This is a genomic window from Granulicella sp. dw_53, from assembly GCF_018449545.1.
In the GTDB taxonomy this organism is placed as follows: domain Bacteria; phylum Acidobacteriota; class Terriglobia; order Terriglobales; family Acidobacteriaceae; genus Edaphobacter.
Window position 1 is genome coordinate 102,207 of record NZ_JAAVUR010000005.1, and the last position, 16,245, is coordinate 118,451.

Below are 16,245 nucleotides of genomic sequence, written 5' to 3' on the forward strand. Positions count from 1 at the left end.
ACACCGATTTTCACGGATTCCACCGATTTGGTCTTGACTCAAGGTGAATTGTTGCAGTAGCTGTTCTGTGAAATCGGCGATTGTTTTTCTTGTTTTCTGGTTTGGGTGCGCTAATTTATTCCTTGGACGAAAGGCGTTTTAGCGTTCTTTCTTCTGATCTGTTTTTGTGTCCGTATCAAGATGTTGAGTCGGTGATATGTGGCATTTGCAGTCCGGGCTGCAAGGGGCAAGCTGATATCCTTCGGCTGATGACTTCTGCGATTAAGCCTCGCCCTTCTGTTGCTTCTGTTGCTGGAGCTACTACTGCTCTGGTGTTGCTGACCGCGCTGAACTTTGTTAATTACATCGACCGTTACATTCTGCCGGGTGTTCAAGAGCAGGTGAAGGGCGAGTTTCGTATTACGGATGCGCAGATTGGGTCGCTGACGCTTTGGTTCATGGTGGCTTATATGGCCACCTCGCCGATTACAGGTTGGCTGGGCGATCGGTTTCCGCGTAAGCCGATGATCGTGATTGCGGCGTTGTTCTGGAGTGGGATCAATTTTCTTACGGCTACGGTTCACTCGTATGACTCGCTGAATCTGCGGCACGCGGCGCTGGGGATTGGCGAGGCGAGCTTTGGGATCTTCGCTCCGGCGCTGCTGGCGGATTTTTATCCGGAGGATCAGCGGAACCGGGTGCTAACGATCTTCAATGTGGCGATTCCGGTGGGAGCGGCACTGGGGTATCTGGTGGGTGGGACGGTGGGAGCGCACTTCGGGTGGAGGATGTCGTTTATCGTTTCGGCGGTGCCGGGGGTGATTCTGGCGTTGCTGATTGCGGTGCTGATGAAGGAGCCGGCGCGGGGTAAGAGCGAGGGCAGGGCAAAGCTGGAGAAGGGAACTGTGCTGGGGCTGGTGCGGAACAAGCCTTACCTGTGCTCGATTCTGGGGTATGCGGCGGTTACGTTTTCGATTGGTGGGATCTCGTGGTGGATGCCGTCGTTTCTGCAACGGGTGGATGGGCGGAGCCAGTCTTCCGCGGCGTTCCTTATGGGGGCGATTACGGTGGTGACGGGTCTGCTGGGGACGATTGTGGGTGGGACGATCGCGCAGCGGTGGTCGCGGACCAATGGGAAGGCGCTGTATCTGGTGCCGGCGATTGGTTCGCTGCTGGCGGTGCCTCCGGCGGTGGTATGTTTCTTTGGGCCGCAGCTTTTGGGGACCAAGGCGTTTACTTTGCCGGGGCTGGCACTGGCGGTGTTTCTAATCTTCCTGGGGACTGGCCCGATCAATGCTTCGACGATCAATGCGGTACGTCCCGAGGTGAGGGCGACGGCGATGGCGGGACAGTTGTTGATGATTCACCTGCTGGGGGATGCGATTTCACCGCGGATTATCGGAGTGGTTAGCGACCGGTCGAACCTGGCGTTGGGGTTGGGGTCGACGCTGATTACGCTGGTGTTGGGGAGCGTTATCTTTTTCATTGGATCAAAGGTTGCGCCTCCGTTGAGGCACAGCGATGGGCCGGTTGTGGCATAGTTTTATAAGTCTGAAAGTATGGACTTGAACGCAACCTCTGACCCTGAACGTAACCCTCCAATTCGCTGCGGTCGCTGTCGCATGGTTGGTAGCAGCTGCCTGGGTGTGGGTGGTGGTCGCGGCTGTTCGTGGGTTGCCGGGGGTTCCGAATCTACTGGAGGCGCGGTTCGACGTTGAGCCGGAGGGGGCACCGTGGGTTACGGTGATAGTGCCTGCCAGGGACGAGGCGGCGAATGTGGGAGAGTGTCTGAGGACGCTGCTCGACCAGGACTATGCGCGGGTGCGGGTGATCGCGGTGGACGACCGGTCAAATGATGAGACTGGCGGGATTATGGATGCTTTGGCGGCTACTGCTCCGGAGAGGCTGCGGGTGATGCATGTTCGCGAGCTGCCGCCGGGGTGGCTGGGTAAGACTCATGCGATGGCGATGGCGGCGCGGTCGGCGATAGCGGTGGATGCGCCGGAGTTTTTGCTGTTTACAGACGCGGATGTGATGTATCGGCGGGATGCGCTGCGGCGCTCTGTGGCGTATGCGGTGGCGGGCGGGGCGGACCATCTGGTGACGGTGCCGACGACGATCATTCGACGGTGGGATGAGGCGGCGTTGCTGGGGTTTCTACAGATCTTTGGGGTTTGGGGGCCGAGGCCGTGGAAGGTCGCGGACCCGAAGGCGCAGCGAGATGCGGTGGGGATTGGGGCGTTCAATCTGGTTCGGACTGCTGTGTATGAGGCGATCGGGGGATTTGAGGCGCAGCGGATGGATATTCTGGAGGATCTGACGTTGGCTCGGCGGATCAAAGGGGCGGGGCTGGCGCAGCGGATCGCGTTTGGGCGCGGGCTGGTTAGTGTCCACTGGGCTTCGGGTGTGTGGGGAATCGTGGATGTGATGACGAAGAACGTCTTTTCGGCGTTTCGGTTTCACATCTCGCTGGTGCTGGGTGCGTGTCTGTGGGTGGTGATCTTCTGCGTTGCGCCGGCGGGGGGAGTGGTTTTTGGACCGACGAGAGTGCCGGCGGCGATTACGTTTGCAGCGATTGGATATGGGTACTGGCTGTTTCAGCGGACGTCGGGGATTTCAGCGTGGAATGCTTTGCTGGCGCCGGTGAGTGCGGTGGTGTTTGTGTTTGCGCTGCTGCGGTCGGCGGTGATCACGCTGTGGCAGGGTGGAGTGTGGTGGCGGGGGACGTTTTATTCGCTTAAGGAGCTACGTAAAAACGCCGCTCCGTTGTTTGGACGGGGCGGCGTTTTGTAAGGCTTGGGTGAGCTTGCTTAGACTTCGACGAGGACGTTGCCGTAGCGCTTCTGGACGTACTCGTCGAGGATGACCTGGAACTCTTCGACGATGCGGTCGCCCTTGAGGGTGGTGAAGAGCTTGCCGTCGACGTAGACGGGGGCCTTGGGTTCCTCGAAGGTGCCGGGGAGGGAGATGCCGATGTTGGCGTGCTTGGACTCTCCGGGGCCGTTGACGATGCAGCCCATGACGGCGAGCTTGAGCTCTTCGACGCCGGGGTACTGTTTTTTCCACTCGGGCATGGACTCGACGAGGTAGTTCTGGATGCGCTCGGCGAGCTCCTGGAAGTAGGTGGAGGTGGTGCGTCCGCAGCCGGGGCAGGAGGTGACCTGAGGCATAAAGGAACGGATGCCGAGGGACTGGAGGATCTGCTGGCCGCAGCGGACCTCTTCGGAGCGGTCGCCGCCCGGGGTGGGGGTGAGGGAGACGCGGATGGTGTCGCCGATGCCGGCGAGGAGCAGGGGAGAGAGGCCGGCGGTGGAGGCGACGACGCCCTTCATGCCCATGCCGGCTTCGGTGAGGCCGAGGTGGAGGGCGTAGTCGCAGCGGCGAGCGAGCTCGGTGTAGACGTCGATGAGGTCGCGGACGCCGGAGACCTTGGCGGAGAGGATGATCTGGTCGCGACGGAGGCCGTAGCGCTCAGCGGCGGCGGCGTTGTCGAGCGCGGAGACGACCATGGCCTCCATCATGACGTCGCGGGCGTCGAGGGGGGAGGCGGATTTGGAGTTCTCGTCCATCATCTTGGTGAGGAGGGCCTGGTCGAGCGAGCCCCAGTTGACGCCGATGCGGACGGGCTTCTGATGCTCGACGGCGACCTCAACCATGGTGCGGAAGTTGTCGTCGTCCTTGCGGCCGATGGAGACGTTGCCGGGGTTGATACGGTACTTGGCGAGGGCCTTGGCGCAGTCGGGATACTTCTTGAGAAGCTGGTGGCCGTTGTAGTGGAAGTCGCCGATGATGGGGGTGTTCCAGCCCTTCTTGGCGATGCCTTCGACGATGTAGGGGACGGCTTTGGCGGCGTCGTCGTTGTTGACGGTGACGCGGACCATCTCGGAGCCGGCACGGGCGAGGGAGGCGATCTGCTGGATGGAGGACTCGACGTCGGCGGTGTCGGTATTGGTCATCGACTGGACGACGACGGGCACGTCTGAACCGACGCGGACTCCCCCGATTTGAACGGTGGCCGAACGACGGCGCTGTATGGATGGCATAGATTCTCCACCTTTAAGTTTACCATCGGCGGGAGCGCGTAATGAGTGTAAGTGGTTGCTTTCAGGTTGGGATGTCGCGTTACACTAGGGTGATGTGGCCCGGTAGCTCAGTTGCATAGAGCAGCGCACTCCTAACGCGAAGGTCGCAGGTTGGACTCCTGCCCGGGCCACCACAACTTCAATAAAATAGGATACTTACTAGCTTGCACGTAGGCCCGATTTTCAGCCAGCATAGGCTGGTACAACCTTTGGTACACCTCTCTCTTTTTTCGACTCATTGCAACTCGTTGCTGCGGGCTGCGGGTTAGCGATAGGAATTAAGTCAGAAGTTTGTCGCATTTATCTTACGCGTGCTACACTCCGGATGTAAGATAGTTGCTGCATTTATCTGACATTAGCCTCTATGTCCATTTCGGAATCTAGTATCCCAGCCGCCATCCGGAACCGAATCTTTGCCCCGGCGCAGCCTCGCGTCTGGACGCCGGAAGACTTCGCGGACCTAGGGCCGCGTACTGCAGTCGATCAGGCTCTCCATCGGCTGGTTGCTTCCCACGACCTGCGTCGGATCGCGCGCGGCTTCTACGACATCCCACAGAACAACCGGCTCACCGGAAGGCCAACCTATCCCAACCCGCGCGACGTGATTGACGCGCTCACTCGTAAGGGCAAGGTACGGGTGGTAGTCGATGGCCTCACCGCCGCCAACGACCTTGGACTTACCGACGCCGTTCCGGCGAGCATTGGCGTACTCACGGACGGACGGATGCGGCCCATTACCCTAGGCAACCTCACCCTCGACTTCCAGGCCGCCGCTCCGAGCCGCCTCTACTGGGCTGGACGTCCCGCTATGCGATTTGTCCAAGCACTCCATTGGCTGCGCGACATGCTCCCGTCCGATGACGGAAGCCTTCAGAAGCGCCTAGTCTCCATCCTCAAAGACCCCGATCATGGACGGGCGATTCAGGATGACTTGCGCACCGGCCTGTCGGCATTGCCGGAGTGGATGCGGGTAATCGTGCGTAACCTGCTCCAACAGGCGAATGTTGCAGCGCAGCCGGCGGTGGGAAAGGCGAAGCCTCCAAAAGCGCACGGACCCCGGCTCAGATCATCAAAAAGGCGAGCGACCGATGACTGACGGTTTTCAAACCGTGCTCGCAGCCAGCGACGAAGAGCGCAGAGACCTTTTTGTCGGGGCTGCCGATCGGCTACGCACCAACGAGCAGAACATTGAAAAAGACTTCTGGGTTTGCTGGACGCTCGACGCGCTTTTCAACGGACTGAAGGCCGGTGGGCCACGCCTACTCTTCAAAGGCGGCACTTCGCTATCGAAGGGCTATGGCCTGATCGAACGCTTCTCCGAGGACATTGATATCACCGTCTTTCGGGAGGACATTGGACAGCCCGCGACCGTCGAGGAACTGGAAGCCCTGAGCGGCAAGAAACGCAACGCTCGCATAGAGGCCATCAAAAATGCCTGCCAGGCCCATATTCAAGGATCGATGCTGGAGCAGTTGAGCGAGCTGCTACAGCAGACACTCCAATCTGCAAAAATGAATGCGAATCGGGCGCGTGTGGAACCCGATCCTGATGATTCCGACGGCCAGAGCTTGCTTCTCTGGTATCCCACCACAACGGCGGGAGGAAATGAGTACATCCGTCGCGCCATCAAGATCGAATCAGGAGCAAAGTCCGCGCTCGATCCTCATGCTCCCGTCGTCGTCAAGCCGTACATCGCGGACGATCTTCCAGGTGTTGACCTGTTGGTCAGCAATGTAACGACCGTTGATTCCAGCCGCACCTTTTGGGACAAGATCGTTATCTTGCATGGCCTGCGGCGGTGGTGGGACCGCCGTGGCGAGTTGAAGGGAGGCGGGCAGCGCGTCTCGCGGCATTACTATGATGTCTACCGGCTCCTGGCTGCGGATATAGGCCGGAGAGCAAGCGGAGATATGGCAATGGCCGAGGACTGCGTTCGACACGCGCGGATGTTCTTCAGTCGACCTGATCTTGACCTTGCTTCTGCCATTGCCGGGAGCTTTGCCCTAATGCCTCATGACGGGATGCTCGATGCTCTGCGTCAGGACTATGAAGCTATGTCTGGCATGGTATTCGGCAAGATACCGAATGTTGATGAGGTTCTCGCTGGAATTGAGGAACTGGAGCAACGTATAAACAGGGGGAACTAATTCATGGGGCACAGGAGCTTCTACGCTCATTCCAAACGAAATTCCGATACTAAGGAGTGGCAGAAGCTGAGCTTGCATCTCTCTTCCGTCGCAGAGCACACTTCATCTCTGGCTGAAAAGATTGGGCTGGCTCATGCGGGAGAATTGATCGGTCTTGCACACGATCTTGGGAAGTACTCGCAGGCATTTCAGCAGTACCTTAAAAAGGTTGCGAATGATGCCGCAATGGAAATGGAATCGGATTTCTCACTCAAGGGAAGTGTCGATCACTCCACGGCTGGAGCGCAGATTATAGAAGCTGGGCTCGCTAGCGGCAACGGAGGAATCGCGAGCCAGAATCCTCGGTCGCAGGGAGTTAGCGGGGCTCAGTTCACCGACGTTTCCAGCCTTGCTGGGAAGTGCTCTACAAGAGTGCTCAGTTCTTTAACCGCAGCTGCGAGTGCACCAGCATCGATTTCGAAGCGGAAGTGAAGCGAGGCCTTGTACGACGCGGAAGGTTGGATCACACCCTCAAGCGTGGCGGTCCCATTACTAGCGAACTTCACTTCGAGAGACAGGTTGCCCTCTGTACTTTGAAAAAAGACGCTGCCTGAGAAAGCCATCGTGACTGTCTTCAGTTTTTCGTACAGAGCCAACAAATCGTAGGCCGTAAAAGCTACTCGGAACTTTCCCGCGAACGGCCCTACGACTGCCGAGAGTAAAACTGCCAACCAGTTCGCATCGTCTACGTTCGAGGCCTGTGGATTTTCATAACCTAGCACTTCGACTATTAGCTTGCCGTCTTGTCCAGCTATCGATGCAATGTTGTTCATCTTCATTCCCCTTACTGCCTCACTGAGAGCGAGGTATGGCGGTCACTACGCCACCTTGACTATTGGTTACTACCCTGGCCTGCCCACTTTGAAACACGGAGGTTCCCGGCGTATTTCCAGGTGACTTTATACCGGTCTGATTGTGTCCTCTACTACTGAAGGTACGAGACCCCTACCCTGCATCTGATCAAGAGCGTGCCCCGAGTAATATGTTCCGCCTATAGTCGTTCGCGAATTTGTTCCGGGAGCTATATTTGTAGTGCGCCCTTTCTGCCAACCACCGTTGCCGCGTCGGACTCGGCCCCTGCAGCTTCTTCTCCTTTGCTCAAGACTTTGCCAACCATTTCGCCAACTTTTCCAAGAATAGGGCCTGCCATAGCCCCGACCAGTTTTCCAATCGGAGCGGGCATTAGGAGTTGTCCGGCACTTACATCCTGCAGACCTCGCTCAGAATAAGCGGCGATCCCACACGCTGACCCGCCGCACATGATTGTCCCGGGTCCCAAGAACCCCTTACCATCGACAGTCGCTCCCTGCTGTTACCAGCCGCGATTCGTCGCTGTATCGCATTCCATTGATCATCGTTAATGGTGGTGTAATTCGCTGCTTGGCCGTTGGTGCAAAGGGTCACATCATGCCCGTCTTGGTCGACCGAGGTTAGAGGGTTATTTTCGAACGTAGCCGTAGAGATTGAGACTTTGAGTTTTTAGGTCTGCATAGGGAAGAGCATCCAAATCAGCTCCAACATCCGGCGACATGAAGCGGCCCATATTGCTGGCATAGTAGCTTGCCCCGAAGTAATCGAGCCCCGACTCTCCATCTTTCCTTGCCGGTATAGTGGAATTGGGGCTGCGTGTGTTGTATGGCAAAAACGGCGGATGTAGTCATACAGATTGCCGAAGCAAATCAATACCATCACCGAACCGCATCACCGCAAGGTCAATCAATTATTCGTTGTCTTTGAGAATCGTTAGAGCACTTTCCCAGATCGATCCGCCTCGATACGGGCCCTCTCCGTCTGCATCATATTGTGGTTCGTCGAACCAAACCCAGTAAACGGTATTTGTTCCCAGAGCGCTAATCTCTTGTCGAGTGAGTTCTCCGTCCCACGTTCCAGAAATTCCGGTAATTTCGCCGGGCGGCTTTGAAATCATTCCGCTCGCGCCAAAAGCCCAGAAGAAGTCGTCAGAAATCCGCACTCTATCTCCCGCAGCGAACTTTTTTTCGCCCATTCCTTCTCCTACTTAAGTTTAAAGTCAGCAGCTGCGCCGGTTATGGTGTTGTATACCCAATGAACCACAACGCCACCCGGAGACGTAAGCTCTTTCTTTACCCATCCTGCTGTTGCAGGCCATCTTGGATCTTTAAGGACTATATTCGTTAATACCTTACCAGTAGTAGGATTCGATGCCGCTTCTTCGAGCGCTAGTTGTTCGGCAACTGTGGTAGCCAGCCTTGTACCGGTCAGCCCATGTCCAAGGGTTCCAAGGCCACCCGACAGCCCAGCTAAACCTACGCTTCCGACACACGATGCATTGACAGAGTTGCAACCGGACAACGCCCCAGCAAGAGCTGCAGGTGTTGAAATAAAGCTTGCTGCTATTAATTCAGCTGTGCCAGCCGCGTTTACTACTCCTGCTGCATTCCTCCAAGTCGATGCACTCCCAGCCCCAAAAACACCGGCGGCCAAGCTGCCAGCCCCGAAGCCACCATTTAGGTTCGGCCCTTGAATAACTCCCGTACCTATTGCGCCCGGGCCTGCACCATCCGGTGTATAGCTAAATGAAGAACTATTGTTGCTCGGATTGTACTTGAAAGAACTCGCGTCAACAGTTCCGTTTACGAAACTGCCGTTATCTGAGTCGCTATCACAATCCCCACGCACCAAATAGCCGCCGCCATTACCGAGACCACTGGCGTAGATGCAGTCTTGCCCGCTGGGATCGATGTTAGTCAATGGATTGTTTCGAGCATAACCATACAGATTCCAGCTCTGTGGGTCACTTCGGTCCGGGTCGTTCCCGTCATCAGGGCTCATGAACCTTCCCAGATTGAAGTTGTAGTATCTAGATCCGAAGTAATCGAGTTGGGATTCTGAGTCTCGTTCTTTGCCGGTAAATCTATAGGCGTTTCCTGTCCCTGGAGTAATCTGGGGTTGCACTGCTCCCTCGACTCCAAAGGGATAGTACTTGGTCGAAAAAATCGGCCAGCCAGCGGTATCTGTCATCACCTGGTTAGAACCGACCTGATCGCCATGAAAGTAAGCCGTGTTGAGGAAAGATGGATCGGTGACCTTCTCAGTAATTACGCTTACATTGCTTTCTGCTGCTCCCGGACCGAAAGGGACTATTCCGCCCAAAGTGCGGTAGTAGAGAGGAATGGCTGTCCCGTCCGCGTGAACCAACGTGATATCTCCCAGATAGATGTCCCAATTGCCCGGAGCACCTCCCTGATAATTGTAGAGATTAACACTTGAGAAGGTCATTCCCTGGTATTCACTTAGGTCAAGCTCTCGGAAGAACCAGCCACCAGTCCTCGTATCCGCGTCCGCCAACTGACCGTCGAGGGCAAGTTTTACACCAGAGCTACCCACCGTATTATTGTTGAAGGCGACGCTGATTCCGCCCCTCCCCACCCCATCCTGAAACTGCCTCCAGGTGAGCAGGTCGCCATTCTGAACAACAGTTCCAAGGACGGCACCCGTCAGAGATACGGTGCCAGCAAAGGTGTTCGTACTGCCGCAACCCGAACAGTTCGTGCCGCTCATATGGATGCGGATATCGTAGTCGTCAGCCCGTGCCAGACGTTGACCGTTGGCGAAGATATAGTCTCTCCATGTGCCATCCTGGTTCTTCTCCGCAAGCGTTTGACCATTGAACTGGACGTACTCCTCCCAGTTGCTGCCCACATCCTTACGGGCTCGATTTCCACTCGCGTCGTAGGTATAAGTAGCAGCGCCCCCGTTGACGATGCTGAGCTTGTTCTCAGCATCGTAGGTATAACTCGTCGTGAAGACCCCATTGTCGTAGGCCGTCGTATTCCCCGAGGCCCCGTAGCCGACTCCCTGGAGTTGATTGTTCGGCAGGACTGTTATGTCATCCTGAAATGTACCTGGGGAAGTTTGGTTGAGATTACCAAAGGAATCGTACTTATAGGTTTGTTGCATGCTCCCATCTGCTTGAATAAAGGAGGTAAGTCGGTTCAGGGGGTCGTAGCTGAAGGTTTGAGTGCGCGAGGTGACGGGGTCAATGATCTGCCAAATGTTGCCGCTATTGGCGACTCCGAATGACGGACAGGCGGGAATAGCGTTAGGACTGGGGGATGCTATTGCCGGACCATAGCACAGCTCCTTCAAGAGGAGACCGGTGTTCCCACTGAAGCTTCCTAGTGCATTCGGTCCCTGCCGGACGACATTCCAGGCCCAGGTCTGCAAGCGATTATTCAGGAGAACCCCGCTGGCCACCCCGTTGCCACGCCAGACTGTATTGGAAGTTCCATCCGGATAATAGGTACTCTGCGGCGTCATATATGCGTAGCCGCTACCATCCGTCACCTGCGTGAGTTGCCCCGCTCCGCTCCATTGCTGATTAACGACCCGCCCGTCAGGGTACGTCAAGGAAGTAACATTGCCCGCCAGATCATAGGTCGCTGACATAGTGACGTGGGCGTCCGGGGTCGATGGCAAAGAGGTTGTCTGAGTGATCAGCCTTCCCATCGTGTCGTAGAAATACTCTATGCCGACCCCACCGATGACACCAGGGTCCGTCGCAGTAAATAGCAGATGACCAATACCATTCGGGTTTGCTCCCCCACCCACAGTGTCATAGCCGTAGAGATAGTTGAATCCGGGAATCCCGCTAACTCCTGCCGAACTCTTAGTAGTCAGTCGATTCAGGGCGTCATAGACGTAGTTAACTGTTACTCCCCGCGCATCCGACTTGCTAGTCATGTTCCCATTTGCGTCATAACCATACCCAATCGTGCCCGTCTCGGGATTCGCGGCAGAGGTCAAACGGGACAAACTGTCATAGACAAAGCTACGCGTGCGTGGAGTCTCGCCCGGTACACCAAGTTGATTCACGGTAACCAGATTATTCAACGCGTCGTAGACATAGCCGGTTGAAGCCCCGGTGGGCTCTACCACATTGGTCAAGCGTCCCAGCGCATCCGATGTTCTGCTCCACGAGTGGCCTGCCTCGTCTCTGAACGTCGTCAAATTTCCGCTGTACGACCATTGCTGGTAGCCTGTCCCCGGCTGACACTTCCCAGGTTGACTTCCGTTATCTGGCTGGCACTGCAACAGCCTCCGACTCAAAGCATCGTAGGTAAAGGAAGTCACACCATACGTTGGGTCCGAGGTCGAACGGTACGGATTCGACACAGCGACCACACGACCTAGTCCATCGTAGGTTGTATCCGCGAAGACGGCACCCTCTGGATCGGACTGCCTTTGCGTCTGAATGACTCTTCCGAGTCCATCATAGATCGACTTTTGAACCATAGGCCCACCGGTTTCTCCAGTAGCTACGGTTTGAGTTACGGCAGGAGGATTGTCAGATGAAATTGATCCCTGATCCTGAGAATATACATACTGAACACTGCCGCCATCAGGATACTGCGTCGACTTTAGCCACCCATACGGATAATAACTATTTGTAGTGGTTTGATTATTGGCGTCTGTCGCACTCGCTAGTTGCCCTGTATTGAAATCGTACCCATAATTGGTTGACTGCCCAGCAGCATTGGTCAGTGTAGTAGGGTAGAGCCCGTCATATTGAGAACTATACGCGTACTGTGCAGCTGTATTCCCCCTGGCGTCGATGACGTGATCCACCATGCCAGTCGCATTCCATGCAGTGTGGGTGACAACCGGAGCTCCGTTATTATTAGCCATTGACACAGTTGTCGCGTGTCCATGAGCTCCTGTGTAAGGAACATAGGAGGATTCATCGAACGATGTCGTCGTTTGACTCATCTGGTTGCCACTGCCATCCAATACTGTTGAGATATTTACCGCAGCCATGATATTGGCGGTGAGATACGACGGGTTGCTCTGCCATATATAGTGCGTGGTAATGTCCCGAATTTTCTTGCCGCTATAGTCAATGATGCTCTCGTCCGTCTTCATTCCAAAAGGAATCACTGTAACGATGTCTGGCTGGCAGGTCCCGTCGTCACAAAGCGCTTCTGCAGCGCTGAATGATTGTTCATATTGATAGCTCGTCGTAGTGCTAACTCCTCCTTCAATCGTAATAGTGTCCTTCGGAAGAACACTATCTGCTCCCGTAAAGAGTCCCGTTGATACCCTAGGATTAGTATTGAAATAGTCGGTATTAACCTGGCTAGCAATCGCACCTCCCTGCATCGATCCTTGATACCGAATATCAGAAATCTCGTAGTTTTGACACGTCTGAACAGGTATACCCGTGTAGTCTATTTCCTCGTCGTTTCCAGCGGGATCAGTAATAAGAGAGTAATTGACTTCATTTCCGCTCTTAGGTATTAGATAAGAATACTGCCATTGTGCGCTGCTTCCCGTGACAGTGCTCAACACTTTACTCTTAACTCCATAAATTTGGACGCTTCCGGTTCCGCCTGAACAAGGAAGGACACCCGCATAAGTATAAGTGGCGCTGGCTCCCGCAGGATTTGTAATTTTGGTGATATTCCCAAGAGCTAAAGAGGAGAATGAAGAATCAGTAGAGTCATACTGAAACGCCCAGTATGTTCTATTCGGAAGCACAATACTCTGTATTTCAAATGATGAGCCTTGGCCAGAGACAGTGGTACTGATCTTGTAGTTGATTTGTGTGTAGCAGATCAAGAAATCAGCGGCAACCTCATTCACCCCCGGGAGTTGCCAGGTAAAACTCCCGACTGCGGATTGATTAGAGTAACCTAGAGCCGGACATCCTGCGGTTGAGGTTGTAGCCCACGATGGTAACTGAGTATGCGGGCCTGGTCCATCAGTAGCGACTGTCTCGGAGAGATCTTGAATAACTCGACCTACGCTGTCTCGAATTGAACCAAGCACGCCCTCAAACGGTTCCGTCAATTGCATTTGAATGGTATTTCCGTCAAGATCCTGAACGGTCTGTTGAAATCCGTTAGAAAAAGATGCAGTGATTGTGGTGCCGTTGGGTAGCAAGATATTTCCGGATGCGTTTACCTCATAACCTGTTCCATCATAAGAGTGAAGGACGCTAAGATTATTTGCATCATTCAACATCGAATGTGAGCCAAGTTGCGGATCAACCAAGGTGAAGCTAGATTCGGTAGAGAAGCTTCCCGGTTGTTGTGAACTGGTCTGCTGTAAGGCAAATAGATAGTTATTCGTGATGACGGGTCCGAATCCGTTCGTAGGAGCCCAGAATATATTCTGAAATTCTCCTTCGCTGTTTGGATCTTCCTCGAACAGTTGCCAAACGTTTCCACCCGTGAACTGCAAAGTGAATGTTAGGTTCAAACCGCCCTTTTGAGGAATTGTTGCCAGCGGAATATTCCCAGAGAGTAATCCATTCAAATGGTTTATTGAACCGAAAGAATCCTGATCATATGATTGATATGGATTTATCCCAGCTGACTGGGTGGTGTCTACCTGCGCGGTCAATGCACCATCGGACATGCAAATGAGGACGATAATAAACAGGAAGATTCTTTGCCGCAAATTGGACATTATGATTTCCATCTATGTGGTCTGAATGAACTGACGTTCGCTCACCAGTTCACTATTTCGAGTTTTCACTGAAGAGCGCACATTCCACACCGCTGATTGTGGTCGTTTTATCCGCGATCGAAGGAGTATGAGTCACGTACTGCTTCGGTAATTGCATTCGACCTAGCTCCTCAAATCCGCCGTATTCGATCGATTTCTGGATGGTGAACCGGTTGTTTTTGGGGTTGCTTAGGAAATAAACAACCTTTGTCGGCAAGAATGTCGAAACCGAGAAGTACCATATCTGTCTGGTTTGCGTGATTTCAATTCCCCGAAGTGTTCTTATCGCCGTGAGCACTGCGGATCCGTCTTTCAACCTCTGAAGCTTCAAAGAGAAAGAAGGATCTAAGGAGAGACGGCTAATTGCATATTGGGGAAAATGCATCCATGCATCCAAGTTGGTGTTACTAATCCCAACTTGCAGAGCATTCGCGCTTACTGCTGTTGCGCTTGCAACGGACTCTTGGCCAGTAGTGGCATTTACGGACTGTCTCAAATTTTGCTGCAACGTCTCGCTCCACTGCGCAACAGGCGTAGTTGATTGATTCGACCTAGAAATTACTCCTCTAACGGAACAGGTAAAATTACCGTTCGAGATATTGTGATCGTTCATCGCGTGAAGACTATTTTGAAGAAACGCGATCGCGTCATCACTGCGCACAGCATCCATATTTGCGGTCTGGCAGTGCATCTTCGGTTCATAGATGAATGCCTGGACGAGAAACGCTAGCCCAAAGAGTGCGAAAAGTTTATGCTGGATTCCGTCGCAGAGCGAAAACTCTCGGCTGGTTTCACGCGTAGGGATTGAGGAGGATGTGGCAAGAGGGCAGGAACGGCGCAGCAAACGAACAGAAATTCTCATGGTTCGAAATCCTCTGGGAACCGGAAGTTGAAATATCTTAAGAAAGAACTCTCTCAACATATCCGAACTAGGTAATCTCGCCATTAAATTTTCGGTCTTTATGGCTGTGGTGACAATTAAATGACAATTTCCAATACGAAGTTACTGGAAACCTGCTCACTAAGGTGAAGTCGGTCCGAACGGAAATCTGCCTCGCTGTAGTCCTACAGCCCTACCCGGCTTCGTGTCATTTTTCTGAACTGAGCACCGGCATTGTGGGCAGTGATCAGCACATACCTGACCATCGGAGAGTCGAACGCGGTCGCTTTACGCTCAGTGTTTGGCATACCGGTAACGATGCCGGATTACACTGGGTTGTCAATCCAGAATATTACCGATTTATTCTTGATTAGACTCCTTGCCTTTTGTCGTCTTTCGAAATCGAATGGAACGCCCGAAAATCCTCGGCGACTGCGAGCTGCAAGGGACTCTTTCGCCTGTGTTCTTGCATCATTATTCCTAAATGGAATAATGCAATCCCTAGAAGTCATTGGACGCTGTGGGGAGTCAGCACTTACATTTGCGCCATGCTGACGCAGTGATGTCAGCGGAGGTGCAAAGTGATTCGATTCCACCGTCTCCCCCGACTGGATAAGACTCCCATTCGGTTACCTCTTAGATCTGTCAATCGACCGACAGAACGCTCCTTTAAGCAAACCGTTGCCCACGCGATTCGCGTGATGGCACCCACCGCCCTCACTCTATCCTTCGCTGCGGTCGCTCACGCTCAAGGTACGATGGACTTCTCCGGGGCGCAGACGCTAATGCAAACCTTCAAAACTTTCGCGATCTATGCGGGTGCGGTTATCTGCTTTGGCGGTTTGATCTTCGCCGGAATTCGCATGATGTCTGGGCGGTTCCAGGATGCGATCCCAGGACTCTTCGGTGCGCTGTTCGGAGCCGGAGTGCTCGGTTGGGGAGCCGGGTGGATCGGCTCCCTGACCGGACAGTCGATGTAGGAGCTACATCGACATGACCAAGCGGGGAGAACCGTTACCGATCAATCAGGCCATGAACAGGCCCAGAGCCAAGCTAGGGCTCGACCTCTCGACATGGATGGCCATTGTGTTTGTGAACGTAACGGTTTTCCTCGTTGGGTTTCGATTGCTGGCGATGATCAGCTTTCCGACGATGGCGGTCGGTGCATGGCTCATCGTGCGCAAACACCCAAAGATGTTCCAACTGTGGGGCCTGAGTCTCACCCAGAAGAGCTACTATGACCCGCGCAAACACTGAGCAAATCAAATATACCCCGTGGTTCGCAAAGGCTGGAGCTGCTTGCAGTATCGTTCCGATTGCACGTTTTGTCAGCCCCAACATCTTCGCCTTAAAAGGTGGAGGGTACGGATGCCTTTTCTCTCTGGTCGGCATTGACGAGGAGGGTGTAACGGACCTGGAGCTTGATGCGCGAATGCGCTCCATTGAGGGCGCGTTGCGGGGACTGCCGGAAGGCTCTTGCCTTTATCAATACACCCGTGTGATGTCCGGATTCGACCTTCCACGGCAAGGGAAGTACGCGAATCCCATCACAGAGGTCTTCGCCTCCGACCGTCTGGAGTTTCTCAACAAGACAGCAGCCTTCCGGCGCATCGACCTTCACTGGTGCTTG

The 16,245-nt window shown here is 54.4% G+C and carries 12 protein-coding genes and 1 tRNA gene; 7 read left to right on the top strand and 6 right to left on the bottom strand.

What is annotated here, in order from left to right:
* The first annotated feature begins 248 nt into the window (after window positions 1-248).
* Complete coding sequence (locus HB393_RS09520) at window positions 249-1,520, top strand: MFS transporter (RefSeq protein ID WP_213804942.1); 1,272 nt, start codon at window positions 249-251, stop codon at window positions 1,518-1,520.
* Window positions 1,521-1,605: 85 nt separating this feature from the next.
* On the top strand, window positions 1,606-2,772 hold the full coding sequence (locus tag HB393_RS09525; RefSeq protein WP_255550948.1) for a glycosyltransferase: 1,167 nt from the start codon (window positions 1,606-1,608) through the stop codon (window positions 2,770-2,772).
* Between the two features lie 17 nt (window positions 2,773-2,789).
* Here the strand turns inward: HB393_RS09525 and ispG are convergent, their stop codons facing one another.
* Window positions 2,790-4,022 (bottom strand): flavodoxin-dependent (E)-4-hydroxy-3-methylbut-2-enyl-diphosphate synthase, encoded by a 1,233-nt coding sequence (gene ispG, locus HB393_RS09530; RefSeq protein WP_213804943.1) that lies wholly within the window; start codon window positions 4,020-4,022, stop codon window positions 2,790-2,792.
* 96 nt (window positions 4,023-4,118) lie between these two features.
* On the opposite strand from ispG, the gene HB393_RS09535 reads away from it, so the two are divergent.
* From HB393_RS09535 to HB393_RS09545, 3 genes are all read left to right on the top strand, one after another.
* Window positions 4,119-4,195, top strand: a tRNA-Arg gene (locus tag HB393_RS09535).
* Between the two features lie 230 nt (window positions 4,196-4,425).
* The gene (locus HB393_RS09540) at window positions 4,426-5,157 is read left to right on the top strand and encodes a DUF6088 family protein (RefSeq protein WP_213804944.1); all 732 of its coding nucleotides are present in this window, start codon (window positions 4,426-4,428) and stop codon (window positions 5,155-5,157) included.
* Window positions 5,150-6,208, top strand: a complete 1,059-nt coding sequence (locus HB393_RS09545) for a nucleotidyl transferase AbiEii/AbiGii toxin family protein (RefSeq protein ID WP_213804945.1) — start codon at window positions 5,150-5,152, stop codon at window positions 6,206-6,208. The genes HB393_RS09540 and HB393_RS09545 overlap by 8 nt, the downstream gene beginning before the upstream one ends.
* A 365-nt stretch (window positions 6,209-6,573) precedes the next feature.
* On the opposite strand, the gene HB393_RS09555 is transcribed toward HB393_RS09545, so the two are convergent.
* From HB393_RS09555 to HB393_RS09570, 4 genes are all read right to left on the bottom strand, one after another.
* Complete coding sequence (locus tag HB393_RS09555) at window positions 6,574-7,026, bottom strand: hypothetical protein (RefSeq protein ID WP_213805145.1); 453 nt, start codon at window positions 7,024-7,026, stop codon at window positions 6,574-6,576.
* Between the two features lie 941 nt (window positions 7,027-7,967).
* A complete protein-coding gene (locus HB393_RS09560; RefSeq protein ID WP_213804947.1) occupies window positions 7,968-8,252 on the bottom strand; it encodes a hypothetical protein in 285 nt (94 codons plus the stop codon).
* Between the two features lie 8 nt (window positions 8,253-8,260).
* Window positions 8,261-13,696: an RHS repeat-associated core domain-containing protein gene (locus tag HB393_RS09565; RefSeq protein WP_213804948.1), complete on the bottom strand. Its 5,436-nt coding sequence runs from the start codon at window positions 13,694-13,696 to the stop codon at window positions 8,261-8,263.
* 52 nt (window positions 13,697-13,748) lie between these two features.
* On the bottom strand, window positions 13,749-14,597 hold the full coding sequence (locus HB393_RS09570; protein ID WP_213804949.1) for a hypothetical protein: 849 nt from the start codon (window positions 14,595-14,597) through the stop codon (window positions 13,749-13,751).
* A 710-nt stretch (window positions 14,598-15,307) separates the two neighbouring features.
* Here HB393_RS09570 and HB393_RS09575 point away from each other — a divergent pair.
* On the top strand, window positions 15,308-15,595 hold the full coding sequence (locus HB393_RS09575) for a hypothetical protein (RefSeq protein ID WP_345945139.1): 288 nt from the start codon (window positions 15,308-15,310) through the stop codon (window positions 15,593-15,595).
* A 13-nt stretch (window positions 15,596-15,608) separates the two neighbouring features.
* The gene (locus HB393_RS09580; protein ID WP_213804950.1) at window positions 15,609-15,872 is read left to right on the top strand and encodes a VirB3 family type IV secretion system protein; all 264 of its coding nucleotides are present in this window, start codon (window positions 15,609-15,611) and stop codon (window positions 15,870-15,872) included.
* 91 nt (window positions 15,873-15,963) lie between these two features.
* Here HB393_RS09580 and HB393_RS25650 read toward each other — a convergent pair whose 3' ends face one another.
* Entirely contained in the window at window positions 15,964-16,236 is a 273-nt protein-coding gene (locus tag HB393_RS25650) for a hypothetical protein (RefSeq protein ID WP_345945115.1), read from the bottom strand.
* Window positions 16,237-16,245 lie beyond the last annotated feature (9 nt).

What these genes read in the sequence shown, in the direction of transcription:
- HB393_RS09520 (WP_213804942.1), top strand. Translation starts at nt 249, where the DNA reads ATGACTTCTGCGATTAAGCCTCGCCCTTCTGTTGCTTCTGTTGCTGGA.
- ispG (WP_213804943.1), bottom strand. Translation starts at nt 4,022, where the DNA reads ATGCCATCCATACAGCGCCGTCGTTCGGCCACCGTTCAAATCGGGGGA.
- HB393_RS09540 (WP_213804944.1), top strand. Translation starts at nt 4,426, where the DNA reads ATGTCCATTTCGGAATCTAGTATCCCAGCCGCCATCCGGAACCGAATC.
- HB393_RS09545 (WP_213804945.1), top strand. Translation starts at nt 5,150, where the DNA reads ATGACTGACGGTTTTCAAACCGTGCTCGCAGCCAGCGACGAAGAGCGC.
- HB393_RS09555 (WP_213805145.1), bottom strand. Translation starts at nt 7,026, where the DNA reads ATGAAGATGAACAACATTGCATCGATAGCTGGACAAGACGGCAAGCTA.
- HB393_RS09560 (WP_213804947.1), bottom strand. Translation starts at nt 8,252, where the DNA reads ATGGGCGAAAAAAAGTTCGCTGCGGGAGATAGAGTGCGGATTTCTGAC.
- HB393_RS09565 (WP_213804948.1), bottom strand. Translation starts at nt 13,696, where the DNA reads ATGTCCAATTTGCGGCAAAGAATCTTCCTGTTTATTATCGTCCTCATT.
- HB393_RS09570 (WP_213804949.1), bottom strand. Translation starts at nt 14,597, where the DNA reads ATGAGAATTTCTGTTCGTTTGCTGCGCCGTTCCTGCCCTCTTGCCACA.
- HB393_RS09580 (WP_213804950.1), top strand. Translation starts at nt 15,609, where the DNA reads ATGACCAAGCGGGGAGAACCGTTACCGATCAATCAGGCCATGAACAGG.